Source organism: Cohnella kolymensis, assembly GCF_000829465.1.
Classification (GTDB): Bacteria; Bacillota; Bacilli; order Paenibacillales; family Paenibacillaceae; genus Cohnella; species Cohnella kolymensis.
On sequence record NZ_JXAL01000009.1, the window covers coordinates 29,727 to 48,338 of the forward strand.

Consider the following 18,612-nt stretch of genomic DNA (forward strand, 5'->3'; position numbering starts at 1 on the left):
GCGATTGAGCGGACCTGCGCCCGCCCGATCGCTTTTTTGTAACGCTGCGCCTGGTTGACTCTCCCTCAACCGGCAGGTAGAATAGTGTAGAAAGACACGGAAAGGGAAGAGTACGCAGTCCATTCCTTCAGAGAGCGGAGCCGCTGCCTTGGCAGCGCTGGGAGGTTCCGCAGGACACAAGCTGCTACAGGTCGCCCTGGAGTTTTCTGTTTGAATAGGCGCCTCTGCGCTCTATAGAACAGGACGGCAGCAGCCGTTATCTTGCAACGAGTGCCGCTCGGCGACGGATGCCGGACGGAACGAAGGTGGTACCACGGAAGTTTAACCTTTCGTCCTTTGCGACGGGAGGTTTTTGTATTTTTATGAGACCCATGGAGGTTGTATCCGTTATGTCCGAAACTCGAGAACCGCTTAACGTGGAGCTGCCGACAACATACGATCCGGCAAGCGCGGAGAACAAATGGTATGAGCACTGGATCAGCAGCGGTTATTTTCAGGCAGGCCGCCGTCCCGACGCGCCCAAGTATACGATCGTCATTCCTCCTCCGAACGTGACCGGCATGCTTCACATCGGTCATGCCCTTGATTTTACTTTGCAGGATATACTCGTTCGCTTCAAGCGAATGCAAGGGTATGACGCGCTTTGGCTGCCGGGTACCGACCATGCGGGAATTGCCACCCAGACGAAGGTGGAACAGAAGCTCCGCGAGGAAGGCCAAACCAGGTATGACCTGGGCCGGGAAGCATTCCTGGAGAAAGTATGGGAATGGAAGGATCACTACGCAGGCACGATTCGGGATCAATGGTCCAAAATTGGGCTCAGTCTCGATTACTCGCGCGAACGTTTTACGCTGGACGAAGGGCTGTCTCAAGCTGTGCGGGAGGTATTCGTCCGCTTATACGAGAAAGGCCTCATCTACCGCGGCAAAAGGATAATCAACTGGGATCCGGCTGCGCGTACGGCGTTGTCCGACATTGAAGTCGAATATAAAGAAGTGAACGGCCACTTGTATCATCTTCGGTATCCGCTGGCCGACGGGAGCGGGCATTTGACCGTTGCCACCACCCGTCCGGAAACGATGCTCGGCGATACCGCAGTAGCGGTCCACCCGGAAGACGATCGCTACAAGCATCTGATCGGGAAAATGCTGCTGCTGCCGATCGTGAACCGGGAAATTCCGATCATCGCAGATGAATATGTAGACAAAGAATTCGGAAGCGGAGCTGTGAAAATTACGCCTGCGCACGATCCGAACGATTTTGAGGTCGGCACCCGCCATGAGCTTCCGCAAATTACCGTCATGGACGAGGGCGGTCGGATGAACGAGAACGCCGGTCCTTACCAAGGTATGGATCGCGCGGATTGCCGCAAGGCGATCGTCAAGGACTTGCAGGATCAAGGCGTGTGCGTCCGCATTGAAGATCATGTCCATCAAGTCGGGCACAGTGAGCGCTCCGGCGCCATTGTGGAGCCTTATTTGTCTACGCAGTGGTTCGTTGCGATGAAGCCGCTGGCAGAACAGGCGATCCATTCGCAAAAGTCGGGGCAAGGCGTCAACTTCGTTCCGGACAGATTCGAAAAAATATATTTGCATTGGATCGAAAACGTGCGGGATTGGTGTATTTCACGTCAACTGTGGTGGGGTCACCGGATACCGGCCTGGTATTGCCAGGACTGCGGTGAAACGCACGTTGCACGCGAAGATTTGTCTGTATGCCCGAAATGCGGCAGCGGCAGCTTGAAGCGGGACGAGGATGTGCTCGATACGTGGTTCAGTTCCGCTCTGTGGCCGTTCTCAACGCTGGGCTGGCCTGAGCAGACGGAGGATCTGAAGAAATATTATCCGACCGATGTGCTTGTGACGGGTTATGACATCATTTACTTCTGGGTCGCCCGGATGATTTTCACCGCGCTTGAATTTACGGAACAAATCCCGTTCAAGGATGTGCTCATACACGGTCTCGTCCGCGACGCCGAAGGCCGCAAAATGTCCAAATCCCTAGGCAACGGCGTGGATCCGCTTGACGTCATCCGTCAGTACGGTGCGGATGCGATGCGGTTCATGATTTCGACGGGCAGCACTCCTGGTCAAGATTTGCGTTTCCGCTTCGAGAAGGTGGAGCAGGCGCGCAACTTCGCGAACAAAATCTGGAACGCTTCGCGCTTTGCATTGATGAACTTGGAAGGCTTCCGCTTCGAAAACATCGACCTGAACGGGCACCTGTCCACTGCCGATCGCTGGATCTTGCACCGGTTCAATGAAACGGCGAGAGATATTACCCGGTTAATGGAAAACTACGAATTCGGGGAAACCGGACGTCTGCTGTACAATTTCATATGGGATGACCTTTGCGACTGGTATATCGAGTTCGCCAAGCTGACTCTGTACGGCAATGACGCGGACGCCAAACGGAGCACGCAATCGGTGCTGGCTTACGTGCTGGACCGAACCCTGCGTTTGCTGCATCCTTTCATGCCGTTCCTTTCGGAAGAAATCTGGCAGCATCTCCCGCACGAGCCGGGCGATACGATTACGCTCGCTTCCTGGCCGACCGAGAATGCGCGGTTTGAAGCTGCGGATGCGGTGAAAGAAATGGAATTGCTCATGGAGGCGATCCGCGCTGTGCGTAACGTTCGCGCAGAAGTGAACGTATCCCCGGGCAAAAAAGATTGAGCTGCTCATCAAGCCGACAGGCGCGTCGGAAGAAGCCATTCTTCGCCGCAACGAAGAGTATGTGAGCCGTTTCTGCAACACTTCTTCTCTGACGCTCGACGCTGCACTCGCCGCGCCGGACAAGGCGATGACGGCGATTATTACCGGAGCGGAGCTGTATTTTCCTCTCGCAGGCTTGATCGACATCGAGCAAGAAATTGCCCGGCTGAACAAGGAAGTGGAGCATTTGACCGCAGAAGTGGAACGCGTAGAAAAGAAGCTCGCCAATGAAGGATATACAGCCAAGGCTCCGGCGCACGTAGTGGAACAAGAGCGTGCCAAAGGACATGATTACAGGGAAAAGCGCGATAAAGTGCTGGCCCGGATTGCCGAGCTGCGGGGATGACGGGGGGAAGCTGGATATGACTAACGAGATGACCTCAGAGGCGGCATACTTTCACACGGCTGGCGAAGCGATGGAATGGATCACCGGTCTTACCTCGTTCGGTATTCGCCCCGGCTTGGAGCGAATCTTCAAGCTGCTCGAAAGGTTTAACCACCCCGAGCGGAGGTTAAAGTTTATCCATGTGGCGGGTACGAACGGAAAAGGCTCGGTTTGCGCTTATTTGACGAGTGTGCTGAGGCAATCCGGTTACGATGTCGGAACGTTCACGTCTCCATACCTCACTTCCTATTCCAACCGTTTGCAATATAACGGACAGGATATTGACGATGAGGTTCTTCTGAAGCTGGCAAACCGGCTGAAGCCGGCCGCAGACGAGCTGGCGGAGAGCGAGCATGGTCCCGTGACGATGTTTGAAATAACGACTGCTCTGGCTGTGCTCTATTACGGCACGGAAGTGTACCCGGACTATGTCGTCTGGGAAACGGGCTTGGGTGGCCGGCTGGATGTAACCAATATCGTAATGCCGGTTGTGAGTGTGATTACGAATGTCGGGCACGACCATATGGATGTGCTCGGAGCGACGTTGACGGAGATCGCGGAGGAAAAGGCCGGTATTATCAAGGCCGGAGTTCCCGTTGTCACCGCCGTGACGCAGCCGGAAGCCGTAAGCGTCGTCAGGCGGACGGCAGCGGACAAGAAAGCGTCGCTGTACATGCTGGATGACCAATTTTCTTATCAGACGATCTCGGCGCGGGAAGACGAGCAAAAATTTTCTTTTCAAGGACCGCACCGCAGAATCGATTCGTTGACCATAACGTTAAACGGAGCCCACCAAGTCGCTAATGCCGCAGTTGCGGTAATGACGCTGGAGGTGCTCAGACAGTATTACGCGTTAATTGTGGACGACGAAGATTTAGCGGCGGGGCTTGCGTCAACTGAGTGGGCGGGCCGGCTTGAAATGGTGTCGAGGCAGCCTCGCATTCTGATCGACGGCGCGCATAACCCTGAAGGGATGGAGGCGCTTGCCGCCGCGCTTGGTGAAATTTACAAGTATGACAAGCTGAACGTGATGATCGCGATGATGCCCAATAAGAATCACGAGCAAACTTTGCGGCATATACTACCACTGGTGGATACGCTCATTGTCACGGAACCCGATTTTCATAAAAAAATGAACGCGGCCGAGCTGGCCGCCGTCGCAAACCGACTGCGCGAGGAGCTTGGACGGCCGCGGAACGTGATCATGGAGCCGGATTGGCGGCGGGCTTTAGAACTTCTGCGCGAGAGCGCCGGGCAGTCGTCCCAATCCGGGAATACGCTTAGCGTGGTCACCGGAACTCTGTATTTGATTGCAGATGTCCGGTCATGGCTGCTCCATGGAACGAAATCTGAAAAAGGCTGGTGAAGCGACGTTGCGAACTTCTGAACATGTGCATTTTATCGGCATAGGGGGTTACGGCATGAGCGCCATCGCCCGTGTTATGCTTGAGATGGGATATCAAGTATCCGGTTCCGATGTCGTAGGCCAAGAGTTGACGGAAAAATTGGCTGCCAAAGGAGCCCAAATTTACATCGGACACGAACCGAACAATGTGAACGGTGCCGATCTGGTCGTATATTCCACGGCGTTGTCCAAAGACAACGTCGAACGGAAAGCTGCGGAGCAGCTGAACATTCCAACCCTGCACCGCGCTGAAATGCTGGCGCGGCTGCTTAACGCCCGAACGGGTATCGCGGTAGCGGGCGCACACGGCAAGACGACGACGTCTTCCATGATCGCATTGGTTATGGAGCTGTGCGGATTGGATCCTACTTATATCATCGGCGGAGAAATCGTGAATCTCGGAACGAACGCAAAGGCGGGCAAAGGAGATTTCGTCGTCGCCGAGGCCGACGAGAGCGACGGGTCTTTTCTCAAGTACGAGCCGGCTGTCGGTGTCGTTACCAATATTGAAGCGGATCACCTTGAGAATTATGACGGGGATTTCAACAAGCTGAAAGAAGCGTATGTTTCTTTCCTTCAAAATATAAGGCCGGATGGCTGTGCCGTCGTTTGTTCGGATGACGAGAATATCCGCTCCCTTCTGCCGAAGGTGAAAGGGTCCAGAATTGTGACCTATGCGGTGGAGAACGAGGCGGATTATACGGCTTCACACATCAAGCTGGGCGATCGATGCGCTTCGTTTACAGTGCGCAAGGGCGAGGCGGAGCTGGGCACGGTGACACTGTCCGTTCCGGGGCGCCATAACGTGTACAACGCCCTCGCCACCGTTATTGTGTGTCTTGAGGCGGGAGCGCCTTTCGATGCGATTGCAAAGGCGATTCAAGAGTTCCGCGGCGCCAAACGCCGGTTTCAAGTGCTTGGCGAAGTGATGGACATGCTGGTCATTGATGACTACGCGCACCATCCCACGGAAATACAAGCGACGATTCAGGCCGCAAAAGCAACCGGGAAACGGATTATAGCGGTATTTCAACCCCAGCGTTACACGCGGACCTTCTTTCTTCTGGATGCCTTTAGCCGGGCATTTCAAGATGCGGACGAAGTGATTATTACCGACATCTACTCCCCTGCCGGCGAGCAGAAAATCGAAGGCGTTAATTCGCGGAAGCTGGTCGAGATGATTGCCGAGAACAGCAACCCGAACGTCAGCTACGTTCCCACTAAAGAAGAGGTGCGGGATCTGCTGGCCGAGCGGGTCTCGCCGGGTGACCTTGTCCTGACAATGGGCGCGGGCGATATCTGGAAAGCGGCAGACGGTCTGGCACGGCTGCTGCGCGAACGTCAGGGTAAAGCCTGAACCGAATACTGTGTGAATGAATAAAGAGCCGTCTCGAAGCGAACATCTCGCTGCGGGAGGCTCTTTTCTTTTGCTTTCCTTATTCGAATCATATTTCTCTCTCTTCTCTCATATTCTGATTACTAGATTGTGGGACAAGGGGAGAAGCAGCATGGAGCAAAAAGCGAGGATGACCTTTCGATTTGAGCCGCCCAAAAAGCCCGAGCCGAAACCGATTGAGCGACAGCGGAGGAGTACGGCCGTACAGCAGCAGGACAAGCAGGACCATGGACTTTCGAGCGAAGTTCAGCCCCAGGTCGCTGTAGACGTGTTTGCGTCTTGGGACACGCCTTTTAATGATATCCATGCATTGGAGGAAATGATTCGCCGTTCCGACCCGGTCGCTCTGCGCCCGAGGGAACAGGCTCCTCCTGTTCTTAATGAAGTCGCTGAGGAAAAATGGAGCTTGACGGACGGACCCGAAATCGAACTTGACGCTGAGCCTCCGGCCGGCTGGCTGAGAACCGGGTTAGCCGCAAGAAACGGACCTTCGTGGTGGAGGGTTTTTCTATCGGTTACCGCCGCGGTTGCTACGGGAGCGTTGTTCGGATATATGGTGTTGTCATTGTTCACCGGAGAACCTCTGTTTCCAAGCCGAACGGGGGGAGTGAACGAGCCGCCGACGCAGTCGTCGGTGCAAGCGGCCGGCGGCGCGCTGCCGACGGCTGCCGTCCCTGCTCAGGATGACGCCGTGACATCAACCCCGAATGGAGAGCAGGCAGTGTCGGAGATTCCGGGTGATGTATACTATCTGCTGCAGTACGGCGTATTTCGCAGTGAAGACAGCATGCATGGAGCCGCGCAGGAGTTGGATGGGAAGGGGCTGGCGGCAGCGGCGGACACCAACGAAGGTTACCGGATCTACGCAGGCGTTGCGGCGACCCGTAACGAGGCTGAACTTCTGGCGGCGCAGATGTCCGGCACAGAAGTGTACATTAAGCCGCTGGAAGGGGAACCGGTTACGATTTCCTCGACCGTGCATCCTCAAGGGCTGGCCGGTCTGATGAAATCAAGCGGAGAGCTGATCGGTTTGTTGACGGAATTCACGGCTGCCGGTTTGCAGGATAATGAACCCAAGGCGCTTAGCTCTGAGCATGCGGCTTCCCTGCAGCAAGCACACCGGGCATGGCTGCAGACAACCGCTGCTGCGGAAGGATTGAAGGGCGAAGCCAAAGAAGCCGGCAAATCGTTAATCCAGGCGTTGAATTCCGCCGTCATGTCTATGACGGAATATAACCGAAAACCTTCGCGCTATCATTTGTGGAGTGCCCAAACCGCAATCATGAAAGCTCTAATAGCGGATCGCGATATGCGGATAGGTCTGCAACCGCCTGTTAAGCCATAATCACCGCGTGCTCCAATGGGACTTTAGAACGGGACAGCCTGCTTCCAAGGGGCTGTTCTTGTTTTGTGCATTGTGCGACCTGTCAGAGAACCGTATAATGAGAAGATGGGTGTCAAAAAATGGTGGGAGACGAGGAATTATGAAGAAAAACGGATGGATTCTCCTCTTATATGTCACATTAGGTGTATTGGCAGGCGCTTTGGTTGCCAAGTGGCTGCAAGAGGTTCCGGGTCTCAGCTTTTTGACCCGGGCGATCAGGATCAACTGGTCTCCGGCCGCGGATCTATCGGTTATCAGCTATCACCTGAACTTAAACATTAATTTAACCCTGTTGAGCGTGATTGGCGCTATTGCGGCAATCTGGCTTTACCGCAGAAAGTAATATCGAAAGGAAGTCGCCCTCATGAGCAGCGCCTCCCCCGGCCGTCCGGCATTGATTCTCGCATCCTCATCTCCCCGGAGGCAAGAGCTGATTAAGATCTTGGGTCTCCCGCTTCAAGTCGTGCCGAGTCAAGCCGATGAGGATACCCCGAAGGATTGGACTCCGGTGCAGATTGTCGAGGGGCTGGCGCGAAGAAAGGCCGGTGCGGTCATAGAATCCCTTGCGGAACCGTCGGACAGGGATTCCATCGTTGTCGGCAGCGATACGATCGTTGTTTTGGACGACAAAGTTATGGGTAAGCCGAAAGATGAGGAAGAAGCTCGAAATATGCTGCATCAGTTGGCAGGCCGAACCCATGAAGTGTTCACAGGCGTGTCCTGCGTGCGGCCGTCCGACGGCCTTTCCGTAACTTCCCACCGTATTACCCGAGTGCGAATGAGAAGCTTGACTGAAGAGCAAATTGCCCGATATGTTGCGACGGGGGAGTCCAAGGATAAAGCCGGTGCATACGGGATCCAGGAGCTCGGCGCTTTGCTCGTCGATTCTATCGAAGGTGATTATTTTAACGTGGTTGGACTGCCGCTGTCGCTGCTTGCCGTTCAACTCGAACAATTCGGGGTCAGCCTTCCCTGACAAGCCAATTCCGCGGCCGACGCGGGTTTTGAAGGTAGGACGCGAAAGTGGAACAACGTTCATTCAGAATCAGGGAGATTCCAACCCAGGAGCGGCCGCGCGAACGTATGCAGCAGCAGGGCGCCTCGGCGCTAAGCCATGCCGAGCTGCTCGCCATATTGCTGCGTACGGGAACCAGCAATGAATCCTCGATCCACCTGGCTCAGCGCATTTTGAACGAATGCGGCGGACTGCGGAGCTTGGCGGAATGCAATTGGGACGATCTGACGCATATTCGCGGCATCGGGCCTGCGAAGGCGATTCAGCTTCAGGCGTCCATCGAACTGGGCCGGCGCATTGCGCGTTCCCGGCTGCCGGAGACGGTGAAGATCGGCTGTCCACAGGATGCCGCAGACCTGCTGATGGAGGATTTGCGGCGTTACCGGGAGGAGCATTTTGTCTGCTTGTTCCTGAATACGAAGAATCATGTCATCGGACGGCAAACTTTATCCATTGGAAGCTTGAACGCTTCGATCGTTCATCCAAGAGAAGTATTTCGCGCCGCAATCCGGCGCAGCAGCGCATCCATCCTCTGCGCCCACAATCATCCCAGCGGGGATCCGACTCCAAGTCCGGAAGATATCCAGCTGACGAAGCGGTTGATGGAAGCGGGGCAGCTGATCGGAATCGATGTGCTGGACCATTTGGTAATCGGTGACAATCGCTATATTAGTTTGAAGGAAATGGGCTGCTTGTAATATAATAATAAGGATTGTCTAGACCAGGAGGTACAGCAGATGTTTGGAGGATTTACACGAGATTTGGGGATTGACCTAGGAACCGCAAACACACTTGTTTATGTAAAAGGAAGAGGCATCGTCGTTAGGGAGCCGTCCGTTGTGGCCCTGCGCACCGATACGAAGAAAATCGAGGCCGTCGGCGGCGACGCCAAAAGGATGATCGGACGCACACCGGGTAACATCGTCGCCATCCGTCCGATGAAAGACGGCGTAATCGCCGATTTCGAAACGACTGCGACCATGATCAAATACTTTATTCGCAGCGCCCAGAAGCCGCGCTCGATGTTCCCGCGCCATCCGAACGTAATGGTTTGCGTGCCTTCCGGTATTACAGCCGTAGAGAAACGCGCTGTCGAGGATGCAACCAAACAAGCCGGAGCTCGGGAAGCTTATACGATTGAAGAGCCGTTCGCGGCTGCCATCGGCGCCGATTTGCCTGTCTGGGAACCTACCGGCAGCATGGTGGTCGATATCGGCGGCGGGACGACGGAAGTTGCCGTCATTTCGCTCGGAGGCATTGTTACGAGCCGGTCGATCCGTATTGCCGGCGACGAAATGGACGAAGCGATCATCCAATATATTAAACGCCTTTACAATCTGATGATCGGTGAGCGCACGTCGGAACAGCTCAAAATGGAAATCGGTTCTGCAACCCCGCTTGACCGTGTCGAATCCATCGAGATCCGCGGGCGCGATCTCGTAACCGGACTGCCCAAAACGCTTGCCATCACTTCGGACGAAGTGTCGGAAGCTTTGGCGGATACCGTGAATGCCATCATCGATGCCGTAAAAGTTACTTTGGAGAAATGTCCTCCGGAGCTTTCTGCAGATATTATGGACCGGGGAATCGTACTTACGGGCGGAGGAGCTTTGCTCCGTAATCTGGACAAGCTGCTGGCGCGGGAAACCGGCATGCCGGTTATCGTAGCCGAGAATCCGCTTGATTGTGTAGCCATTGGCACAGGCAGAGCATTGGATAACATACATCTCTTCAAATCCAAAGGCTCGGCATCCCGATCCGGCCGCTGATAAGCAGCCGCTCTCATTGACGGGAAAGCAGGTGAGTGAAGATCTTTAAATTAATGCGTAACAAAAGGCCATTCATTCTTATGATCGGGCTCATCCTATTCATCGCCCTCATGGGTTTCACTTTAGGCCGTCCCCGTCTCACTTGGCCGGAGAGGTTTGTCAACGACGCATTTGGGACTGCGCAAGGAGCATTGTACCGGCCGGTCGGAGCGGTTGCGGATTTCTTCCGCGACCTCGGCCGGCTTTCCGATGTATATAAGGAAAATGAAGTCCTCCGCCGTACGGTGGCCAAGTATACACAGGATCAAATCCGCTTTAATTCGCTTGATGCGGAGAATGCCCGCCTGAAGGAAAAATTGTCGTTTACCGAACGTCAGAAGCAGTTCAATAATTACCGTTACATGATTGCACAGGTGGCAGGCGCGACGTCCAACCCGTATGAGAACACGATCAAAATCAACCTGGGTTCGCGAGACGGCCTCAAACCGCAGATGGCTGTGACGACCGAGGACGGCTTGGTCGGGCTGGTCAGCCGGGTGTCCAATTTCACATCCACCGTGACGCTCGTTACAAGTCTCGACGCGAATACCGCCAAAGGTATGCCTGTATCCGCAACGGTTCAAGGCAGGGAAACGGAATCATTCGGAATTATAGAATATGACGAACAAACTCACACGCTCTTAATGACTAAAATCGACGAGAACGATCCTCTGCAAGAGAACGATACCGTCATCACTTCCGGCTATGGCGGCGTCTTCCCCAAGGGTATCGTGATCGGCACCGTAAAAAGCAAGCAAGTCGGGGACTTCGGTCTGACGCAGACCGCAACGATTACGCCTGCCGCCAAATTCGATCACCTTAGGGAAGTATTCGTTGTTGTCGCTCCCGACGTGGAAGGACCTTGACCATGCGGATCAATCGGGTGATCATATGCACTTTGGCGCTCCTGATCGTGGAAAGTGCCGTTGTCCCGTGGCTGGTGCCTTCCGACTGGAGTGAACGTTTGCTTCCGCATCTGTCCTTTATCATGACGATGTTTGTCGCCGGATTTTCAGGCCGCCACAGGGCATTCTTATTCGGTCTCGGTTTCGGAATATTATCGGATATGCAGTATTACGGCTTCCTGATCGGACCCTATGCCTTCGGTATGGGATTGGTAGGTTATTTGGCCGGACTTATCTCAGAACGCCGGACTTTCTCACTCGGTTTTTTTATGTGGCTGTTAATGGTTGCCGGCGTTGTGCTGGATACGCTCGTCTATTTCATTTACAAATTGTTCAGCCTCACAGACCTTGCGCTAGGATTCGTCATGTACTGGCAGATCGCACCTACGGTATTGATTCAACTGCTGATTGCACTGATTCTCTACGTTCCGATTCGTCGATGGCTGGTTCATCCTTCGCTGTCTTCAGCAGATGAAAGCTCCGATTAACTACTCAGGCAGGAATTCTGCATGCTTAAGCAGAATTTCATTACACGTAGGGAGGAGCGGAAAAAGTGGCCGGCAAATCTCACATTACGATTAAGGGCACCAAAGAAGGCTTGGTGTTTCTCCTTGATGACCGGTGCGAATTCGTCACATTGCTGGACGAATTGCACAGCAAGCTCGACAAGCATGAGAAGCAGTTCACAGGACCGATCATACATGTTTTCATCAAGCTCGGTACCCGCATGTTGGAAGAAGAAGACAAGGAGCGGATCCGTTCCGTTATTCGCAGGCAAGGGAACCTGATCATCCAATCGATTGAAAGCAACCCTCCCGAGGCCGATGCGAACTCTTCCGCCGCTCCCGGCTTACATACGATGGCAGGCATTGTAAGGTCCGGCCAGACATTGGAGTTCGACGGGCACCTGCTTCTGTTGGGTGATGTCAATCCCGGAGGTGCGATACGCTGTACCGGCGACGTGTATGTGCTCGGAGCTCTTCGGGGAACGGTGCACGCGGGATCCTCCGGCAATGAGGCAGCGATCATCGCGGCTTCTTTGATGAAGCCGACGCAGCTTAGAATAGCGGAGATTATCAGCCGGCCTCCGGATGAATGGACGTCGGCGGAGCCTTGGATGGAATACGCATTCTTACGTGACGGCACGATGTCGATCGATAAGATGACGAGCCTGAGCCGCCACCGCAAGGAACTCATGCAGTTCAAAGGAGTGTAGATCATGGGAGAAGCGATCGTTGTTACATCCGGTAAAGGCGGAGTGGGTAAAACCACGACTTCGGCCAACTTGGGTACTGCACTCGCGATAATGGGTAAAAAAGTGTGCATGGTCGACACGGATATCGGTTTGCGCAATCTGGATGTGGTTATGGGTCTTGAAAATCGGATTATCTACGATCTGATCGATGTCGCTGACGGCCGATGCCGCGTTAACCAAGCACTGATCAAAGACAAGCGGTTCGACGAGCTGTATATGCTTCCCGCCGCCCAGACCAAAGACAAGAACGACATTACCCCGGATCAGGTCAGGCAAATTATCGAGAGCTTGAAGCCGGACTATGATTATGTGATCATCGACTGCCCCGCCGGCATTGAACAAGGATTCCGCAACGCCATCGCAGGAGCGGATCAGGCGATTGTGGTCACGACTCCGGAGAATGCCGCGGTCAGGGACGCAGACCGCGTCATCGGCTTGCTGGAGAAGGACCGTTTTCCGTCTCCTAAGCTTATCATCAATCGTATACGGCCGAACCTGCTCAAGAACGGCGATATGCTGGAAATCGACGACATTTGCCAGGTTCTAGCCATTGACTTGATCGGCATCGTGCCGGATGATGAGATGGTGATTAGAGCCGCTAATCAGGGCGAGCCCACGGTAATGAACCCTTCTTCCCGTGCCGCGATCGCCTATCGTAATATCGCCCGCCGTATATTGGGAGAGACCGTCCCATTGTCGCAGCTGGATGATAAATCCGGCATGTTCCACAAGGTAAAGAAGTTTTTGGGAATGGGATGAGTTCGCTTGCTGAACCGACTTAAAAAAATGGACTGGCTGATGCTGATGATCCTCGGGTTATTTATGGCAATCAGCACCATCCTTATACGAAGCGCAACGCACGATAACCCTCTATATGAGAGTTCCGACATCAAAACCCTCATGTTTTACGGGGTCGGTTTTGGTGTCGTCATTTTTTCCACCTTGATCGATTACCGTCTTATTCTTAAAACCTGGTATGTCTGGTATGCGCTTGGAATTATATTGCTCGTTCTCGTGTTTTTTTTTCGCAGAAGTGAAAAACGGAGCGCGCAGCTGGTTCAACCTGGGATTGTTCTCGTTTCAGCCTGCGGAAGTGATAAAGCTTTTTCTTATCATAGCAGTCGCAGCGATATTAGGACGCCGTGAAGGCGACCCGCTGCGGATGCGCAGCGATGTGCTGGTTGTAGCCGCCGCCGCTTTCATCCCGTTCCTTCTTGTTATGATGCAACCCGACTTGGGTAATGCGATCATTTACGTGTTCATCGTCCTCGGGATGCTGTGGATCGGAAACGTGCGTTATTCTTATGTGCTGATCGGATTGGCTGCGGTCGTAGGCGGGTTGCTGCTTTTTGTCACCTTATTCAACAGCTTTAACACGGAAATCAAAACCTATTTGGACGGCCACGAAAAGGGTCACTGGTATGCCCGGATCAACACGTACATCCACCCCGACCAAGCCTCGGCCGACGAGAGCCGCCAATCTCAATACGCCCAGATCGCCATAGGCTCCGGCGGGTTAGCCGGCGACGGTTATATGCAGGGCGAATCGAAGCAAAAGCGATTCATTCCCTACATGTATTCCGATTCCATCTTCGTGGTCGTAGGAGAAGAGTTCGGTTTCCAGGGAGCGGCCGTGCTGCTTCTCCTGTACTTCATCTTTATTTATCGAATGATTCTGATCGCCTACAAGTGTTATGATTTGCGAGGCTCCTTTATCATCATAGGAATCGCGACCATGATGGTGTTCCAGATTTTTGAGAACATCGGGATGATGATCGGGCTAATGCCGATCACGGGCATTACGCTGCCGTTCATAAGCTACGGCGGCACGTCGCTGCTGCTCAACATGATGTCGATCGGACTCATTTTCAGCATTCGGGCGCATCAGGAGAAATACGAGATGGACACTTAAGCGGGAGCTTCTCCCGTTTTTTTTTTTTTTTTTGCCCGAATCCTGAACGGAAGGGATATCGAACTAAGATCCCTGACAGCTTGGTCTAATACCCGCTTGTCCGCCATAAGTTGATAGTGTAGAGATGCGGACAAGGAGGGCTTTGCCATGCAGACACGGGATAATGTCCGTCAGCGCAGGCGGGAGCGGATTCAGCAGCTGATCGGGCAGCACACGAGTGACAATATGCCGGATTCCGGCGTGCGTCAGACGGAATTGAAGGAGCCGCCGGCTATTGAGGTCGAACATGTTTCAAGCTATAAGTCACCGGAACCCCCCTCCTTGATTCCTGAAACCATAATATCCGAGCCCGATCCCGAGCTATGGTGGAAAGAAAGGCAGCGCCGGCTGACGTATGACAACAGGGGGTGGGCAGGCGTCAAAGGGCTGAAGCCGACGTCCGATTCCCCCGCTGCACCCCCTCACTCGAGCGGAAAGTTTGATGTTGGACGCCTCCTTCGGGGCTTTTCGCTGCGGCTTGTTTGGTCTACGGTTCTTTTCGCCGCAATATGGGGGTATTTCAAGCTGGAGCTGCCGGGAAGTCCGCAAGCCCATGACTGGCTCGTATCGGCGGTTACGACGGACATGGACTTCCAAGCGGTGGAGGCCTGGTATGGGGAAACGTTCGGAGGATCCCCTTCTTTCTTTCCAATGAGCCGCGATTCAGTGAAAACACAAGAAGTGTCCGCCGTATTGAAACCTGAGGATACGGTCCCTCCGGTGAAAGGAAGAGTCGTCCAAAGCTTGCGCAAAGCGGAACCGGCGTCCACGTGGCGGCGGTCGGGGGCAGCGATGTTCTGGCGGTATATACCGGACGTGTGCAGCAAATCGTCAAGGACAGCGAGGGCGGGGTGACCGTCCTGGTCCAGCATCCGAATCAGGTGATCACGGTGTACGGCAACCTCGAGAGCGCGTCGGTGAAGCTGAACGATTGGCTGGAGACAGGTGACAAGCTCGGACGGCTGAAAACGTCCGCCGGCGGGGATCACGAAGGGGTGCTTTATTTCACCGTGCAGCAAAAGGGGAAATCGGTCGACCCTGCGGACGTGGTGCCTTTTGATTAAATGGCGCGGAATCGTCTTTCGTCTGCATCCTCTTTTTGTGCTTGTCATGCTGGCCTCGGTAGCGACAGGGCGCTTTTTGGAGCTGGCGACATTATTTGTGATCGTATTGTGGCACGAGTTCGGGCATATGGCAGCTGCGCTGCGTTTCGGATGGACGGTCCGCGAAGTGAAGCTGCTCCCTTTCGGCGGAGTAATGGAAGTGGAGGAAGCGGGCACGCTGCCGGTCCGGGAGGAAGTGTGGGTAGCCATCGCCGGCCCGCTGCAGAATGCCGTATTGGCTTTGGCAGGATGGCTGCTGGGTTTGGCGGGATGGGTGGATATCGGATGGTCGGACGATTTCGTGCGTGCTAACGTACTGATCGGCCTTTTTAATTTACTCCCGGTATTGCCTTTGGATGGAGGCCGCATACTGCAGGCATGGATCAGCCTCCATGTCCCGTATCACCGTACATTGTTATGGACCGCGAGAATCAGCCTTGTTTTCAGCGGGCTTATCGTTGCGGCAGCGGTATATCCGGTCCTGAACGGCGGGTTATTGCAGCTGAATCTGCTTGCGGTAGGCATTTTCCTCTGTTACTCCAACTGGTATTACATGCGCAACGTTCCGTTCGTGTTTCTCCGTTTTCTTGTTCATCGCAGCGAGCGTTCCGAACATCGAATGAATGAAGGCACATTGTCCCGCCCTATCGTTATTACCGATGACAGGCCGCTTTTTAATATCATCCGTCTGTTCATGAAAGAGCAGTATCATCTTGTTTACGTCATGAAAAGGGGAAAAATTGCCAAAGTCGTGCCCGAAAAGACGATTATCGACGGTTTTCTCGGGCGATTGACAGCGGGGAATGCGAATTTTCGTTTTTTCATGTAAAATAGAGAAAATAGCACCCAGTGGAGGTTTGCATGAAGCAGCTGTTTGTTCATTGCTCGCCAAATGTGACCCAATCGGCACTTTTGGAGGATGGGCGCCTGACGGAATTCAGCGTTGAGAAAACGGAAAGCAGCTCTCTGATCGGGAACGTGTACAAAGGCCGTGTCGTGAATGTACTGCCCGGCATGGAAGCGGCCTTCGTCGACATCGGCTTGTCGAAGAACGCCTTTCTGTATATTGACGATGCGCTTCATCCGCATTTGGACAAGCAGCCGAAGGAGAAGCCTTCCATTGCCGAGCTGATGAAGCCCGGAGATGAGCTTCTGGTTCAGGTGATGAAGGAACCGTTCGGCGGCAAGGGGGCCAGAGTAACGACTCATTTCTCGTTACCCGGACGATGGCTGGTCTATATGCCGACCGCGGATTATGTCGGCATATCCAAGAAGATCGAGCGGGAAAGCGAACGTGCTCGCCTGAAAACGCTGGCGGATGAAATTCGCGCCAAAGGAGAAGGCGTTATTATGCGTACGAACGCCGAGGGAGAAAGCCGCCCGGCTCTCGCTGAAGACCTGGAATCATTGCGCAGCCTGTGGCAGGGGGTGCTGGCCCGCAGCGAAGCGGCATCCGCCCCAAGCGAGCTTCACCGTGATTTCGGGCTTGTCCATCGTGTCATTAGGGACATTATTACCCCCGACACGGAGGAGCTGATCATCGATGATACAAACTGCCTGGAAGAAGCCAAGGCATATTTGCGCCAAACGGCGCCCGCCCTAGAAAATAAGGCCCGGTTATATGCGGATTCCATCCCCCTGTTTCAGCGATTCGGAATCAGCGACCAGCTGGAACGGGCGTTCCAATCCCGAATCCGGCTGGAGTCCGGCGGCGATGTGGCGTGGGACCAGACCGAGGCCTTATCCGTAATCGATGTAAATACGGGCAAATACACCGGCTCTGTAGATTTAGAACAGACCGTATTCCGCACGAATCTGGAGGCAGCCGAGGAAATCGCCCGATTGCTTCGGCTCAGGGACATCGGCGGCATTATTATAGTGGACTTCATCGATATGGAGAAAGAAGAGCACCGCCAGCAAGTCGTTCAGCGGCTGGAGACGACGATGAAACGGGATCGTACGAAATGCCAGGTTGTCGGTTGGACGCGTCTCGGTCTGCTTGAAATTACTCGTAAGAAGGCAAGACAAAGCGTATCCAGCTATTTTTTCGAGACGTGCCCGACATGCAAAGGGCGGGGAAAGATCGCTTCCAGATAAAAAGTACACGCAGAACATTGAAACCTGCGGCGATTTGTGATAGAATCTTCAAGTGCGTGCAATTCTGAAGATTTTGCATGCTGTAACCGCACTTTAACGGGTCGATAAGATCGGCGCTGTCCTGGCGGCTTTAGGCTGTGGCATCCGGCACCCCATGAGGCGAGTCTAAGTATGAGGAGGTGCACCAGATGTACGCGATTATTGAAACCGGCGGCAAGCAATATAAAGTTCAAGCAGGCGATGTGATCTTCGTGGAGAAACTCTCCGCAAGCGAAGGCGACAGCATCACGTTTGACCGAGTATTGGCCGTATCTAACGACAACGGTTTGACAACGGGAAGTCCGATGGTGTCCGGCGCGTCCGTAACGGGCAAAGTCGAGCAGCATGTCAAAGGCGAGAAGATCATCGTTTTCAAATACAAGCCTAAGAAGAACTACAAGCGCAAGCAAGGCCATCGTCAACCGTACACGAAAGTGACGATCGAGAACATTAAGGCATAAGAGGCAGCCAAGATGATCACGATAACGATCGTGCGCAATGTTGACAGGCATATTACGCGGTTTACCGTTTCGGGTCACGCTTTCTACAACGACCCCGGCAAGGATATCGTCTGCGCCGGCGTGTCTGCGGTTGCCATCGGAGCAGTCAATGCGATCGAGAAACTGACGGGACTTGTTCCCGAGGCGGAATCACGGTCCGGACTGCTCATTGCGGAGGCGCCGCGCAGCGCTGATCCCGTGCGGAACGACCAGGTCCAGCTGCTGCTGGAAGGGATGGTCGCCGCTCTTGAATCCATCGTTGAATCTTACAGTAAACACGTGATTATAAAAGAAACATTTACGGAAAAAGGAGGATGACACCATGTTGAAGCTGAATCTTCAGTTGTTCGCCTCGAAAAAAGGGGTCGGATCGACGAAGAACGGACGTGACAGCCACTCGAAGCGCCTCGGCGCAAAGCGTGCTGACGGTCAAGCCGTTACTGCGGGCAGCATCTTGGTACGCCAGCGCGGCACCAAGATTCACCCGGGCAACAACGTAGGCATCGGCAAAGACGACACTCTCTTCGCGAAAGTGGAAGGCGTCGTCAAGTTCGAACGTTGGGGACGCGATCGCAAGAAAGTGAGCGTATACCCGGCGGAGCAAGCGCCTGTTGCAGCCGCTCTTGAAGTTTAAATATCGCATCCAGAACCCCGG

The 18,612-nt window shown here is 54.1% G+C and carries 18 protein-coding genes and 2 pseudogenes; all 20 read left to right on the top strand.

Features of this window, described 5'->3' with window-relative positions:
- The first annotated feature begins 389 nt into the window (after positions 1–389).
- Positions 390–3,060, top strand: a pseudogene (locus tag SD71_RS07980) (valine--tRNA ligase).
- A 16-nt stretch (positions 3,061–3,076) separates the two neighbouring features.
- The gene (locus SD71_RS07985; RefSeq protein WP_041061915.1) at positions 3,077–4,465 is read left to right on the top strand and encodes a bifunctional folylpolyglutamate synthase/dihydrofolate synthase; all 1,389 of its coding nucleotides are present in this window, start codon (positions 3,077–3,079) and stop codon (positions 4,463–4,465) included.
- Positions 4,437–5,861 carry a UDP-N-acetylmuramate--L-alanine ligase gene (gene murC / locus SD71_RS07990; protein WP_052476076.1) on the top strand — a complete coding sequence of 475 codons (1,425 nt, stop codon included), beginning with the start codon at positions 4,437–4,439 and terminating at the stop codon, positions 5,859–5,861. The genes SD71_RS07985 and murC overlap by 29 nt, the downstream gene beginning before the upstream one ends.
- Before the next feature lie 151 nt (positions 5,862–6,012).
- Entirely contained in the window at positions 6,013–7,245 is a 1,233-nt protein-coding gene (locus tag SD71_RS07995) for an SPOR domain-containing protein (protein WP_041061918.1), read from the top strand.
- 139 nt (positions 7,246–7,384) lie between these two features.
- Positions 7,385–7,627, top strand: a complete 243-nt coding sequence (locus tag SD71_RS08000) for a DUF4321 domain-containing protein (RefSeq protein WP_041061921.1) — start codon at positions 7,385–7,387, stop codon at positions 7,625–7,627.
- A 21-nt stretch (positions 7,628–7,648) separates the two neighbouring features.
- A complete protein-coding gene (locus SD71_RS08005; RefSeq protein ID WP_041061923.1) occupies positions 7,649–8,260 on the top strand; it encodes a Maf family protein in 612 nt (203 codons plus the stop codon).
- A gap of 47 nt (positions 8,261–8,307) precedes the next feature.
- Positions 8,308–8,997, top strand: a complete 690-nt coding sequence (radC, locus tag SD71_RS08010) for a RadC family protein (protein WP_041061924.1) — start codon at positions 8,308–8,310, stop codon at positions 8,995–8,997.
- A gap of 39 nt (positions 8,998–9,036) precedes the next feature.
- Positions 9,037–10,068: a rod shape-determining protein gene (locus SD71_RS08015; protein ID WP_041061925.1), complete on the top strand. Its 1,032-nt coding sequence runs from the start codon at positions 9,037–9,039 to the stop codon at positions 10,066–10,068.
- A gap of 35 nt (positions 10,069–10,103) precedes the next feature.
- The gene (gene mreC / locus SD71_RS08020) at positions 10,104–10,973 is read left to right on the top strand and encodes a rod shape-determining protein MreC (RefSeq protein ID WP_326998723.1); all 870 of its coding nucleotides are present in this window, start codon (positions 10,104–10,106) and stop codon (positions 10,971–10,973) included.
- A gap of 2 nt (positions 10,974–10,975) precedes the next feature.
- Entirely contained in the window at positions 10,976–11,500 is a 525-nt protein-coding gene (gene mreD, locus SD71_RS08025) for a rod shape-determining protein MreD (protein ID WP_041061926.1), read from the top strand.
- A gap of 65 nt (positions 11,501–11,565) precedes the next feature.
- Positions 11,566–12,228, top strand: a complete 663-nt coding sequence (locus SD71_RS08030; protein ID WP_041061927.1) for a septum site-determining protein MinC — start codon at positions 11,566–11,568, stop codon at positions 12,226–12,228.
- A gap of 3 nt (positions 12,229–12,231) precedes the next feature.
- The gene (minD, locus tag SD71_RS08035; protein WP_041061929.1) at positions 12,232–13,026 is read left to right on the top strand and encodes a septum site-determining protein MinD; all 795 of its coding nucleotides are present in this window, start codon (positions 12,232–12,234) and stop codon (positions 13,024–13,026) included.
- A 6-nt stretch (positions 13,027–13,032) separates the two neighbouring features.
- A pseudogene (locus tag SD71_RS08040) lies at positions 13,033–14,179 on the top strand (FtsW/RodA/SpoVE family cell cycle protein).
- A gap of 147 nt (positions 14,180–14,326) precedes the next feature.
- Positions 14,327–15,073, top strand: a complete 747-nt coding sequence (locus SD71_RS08045; protein WP_041061930.1) for a hypothetical protein — start codon at positions 14,327–14,329, stop codon at positions 15,071–15,073.
- Entirely contained in the window at positions 15,037–15,282 is a 246-nt protein-coding gene (locus SD71_RS08050; protein ID WP_235427039.1) for a M23 family metallopeptidase, read from the top strand. The genes SD71_RS08045 and SD71_RS08050 overlap by 37 nt, the downstream gene beginning before the upstream one ends.
- Positions 15,275–16,150 (top strand): M50 family metallopeptidase, encoded by an 876-nt coding sequence (locus SD71_RS08055; RefSeq protein WP_041061934.1) that lies wholly within the window; start codon positions 15,275–15,277, stop codon positions 16,148–16,150. Before SD71_RS08050 ends, SD71_RS08055 begins: the two co-directional genes overlap by 8 nt.
- 32 nt (positions 16,151–16,182) lie before the next feature.
- On the top strand, positions 16,183–17,418 hold the full coding sequence (locus SD71_RS08060; RefSeq protein ID WP_041061935.1) for an Rne/Rng family ribonuclease: 1,236 nt from the start codon (positions 16,183–16,185) through the stop codon (positions 17,416–17,418).
- Between the two features lie 188 nt (positions 17,419–17,606).
- Positions 17,607–17,918: a 50S ribosomal protein L21 gene (rplU, locus tag SD71_RS08065; protein ID WP_041061936.1), complete on the top strand. Its 312-nt coding sequence runs from the start codon at positions 17,607–17,609 to the stop codon at positions 17,916–17,918.
- Between the two features lie 12 nt (positions 17,919–17,930).
- Complete coding sequence (locus SD71_RS08070; RefSeq protein ID WP_041061937.1) at positions 17,931–18,275, top strand: ribosomal-processing cysteine protease Prp; 345 nt, start codon at positions 17,931–17,933, stop codon at positions 18,273–18,275.
- 4 nt (positions 18,276–18,279) lie between these two features.
- The gene (gene rpmA, locus SD71_RS08075) at positions 18,280–18,591 is read left to right on the top strand and encodes a 50S ribosomal protein L27 (protein WP_041061938.1); all 312 of its coding nucleotides are present in this window, start codon (positions 18,280–18,282) and stop codon (positions 18,589–18,591) included.
- The last annotated feature ends 21 nt before the right edge of the window (positions 18,592–18,612 follow it).

What these genes read in the sequence shown, in the direction of transcription:
- SD71_RS07985 (WP_041061915.1), top strand. Translation starts at nt 3,077, where the DNA reads ATGACTAACGAGATGACCTCAGAGGCGGCATACTTTCACACGGCTGGC.
- murC (WP_052476076.1), top strand. Translation starts at nt 4,437, where the DNA reads ATGGAACGAAATCTGAAAAAGGCTGGTGAAGCGACGTTGCGAACTTCT.
- SD71_RS07995 (WP_041061918.1), top strand. Translation starts at nt 6,013, where the DNA reads ATGGAGCAAAAAGCGAGGATGACCTTTCGATTTGAGCCGCCCAAAAAG.
- SD71_RS08000 (WP_041061921.1), top strand. Translation starts at nt 7,385, where the DNA reads ATGAAGAAAAACGGATGGATTCTCCTCTTATATGTCACATTAGGTGTA.
- SD71_RS08005 (WP_041061923.1), top strand. Translation starts at nt 7,649, where the DNA reads ATGAGCAGCGCCTCCCCCGGCCGTCCGGCATTGATTCTCGCATCCTCA.
- SD71_RS08015 (WP_041061925.1), top strand. Translation starts at nt 9,037, where the DNA reads ATGTTTGGAGGATTTACACGAGATTTGGGGATTGACCTAGGAACCGCA.
- mreD (WP_041061926.1), top strand. Translation starts at nt 10,976, where the DNA reads ATGCGGATCAATCGGGTGATCATATGCACTTTGGCGCTCCTGATCGTG.
- minD (WP_041061929.1), top strand. Translation starts at nt 12,232, where the DNA reads ATGGGAGAAGCGATCGTTGTTACATCCGGTAAAGGCGGAGTGGGTAAA.
- SD71_RS08045 (WP_041061930.1), top strand. Translation starts at nt 14,327, where the DNA reads ATGCAGACACGGGATAATGTCCGTCAGCGCAGGCGGGAGCGGATTCAG.
- SD71_RS08060 (WP_041061935.1), top strand. Translation starts at nt 16,183, where the DNA reads ATGAAGCAGCTGTTTGTTCATTGCTCGCCAAATGTGACCCAATCGGCA.
- rplU (WP_041061936.1), top strand. Translation starts at nt 17,607, where the DNA reads ATGTACGCGATTATTGAAACCGGCGGCAAGCAATATAAAGTTCAAGCA.
- SD71_RS08070 (WP_041061937.1), top strand. Translation starts at nt 17,931, where the DNA reads ATGATCACGATAACGATCGTGCGCAATGTTGACAGGCATATTACGCGG.
- rpmA (WP_041061938.1), top strand. Translation starts at nt 18,280, where the DNA reads ATGTTGAAGCTGAATCTTCAGTTGTTCGCCTCGAAAAAAGGGGTCGGA.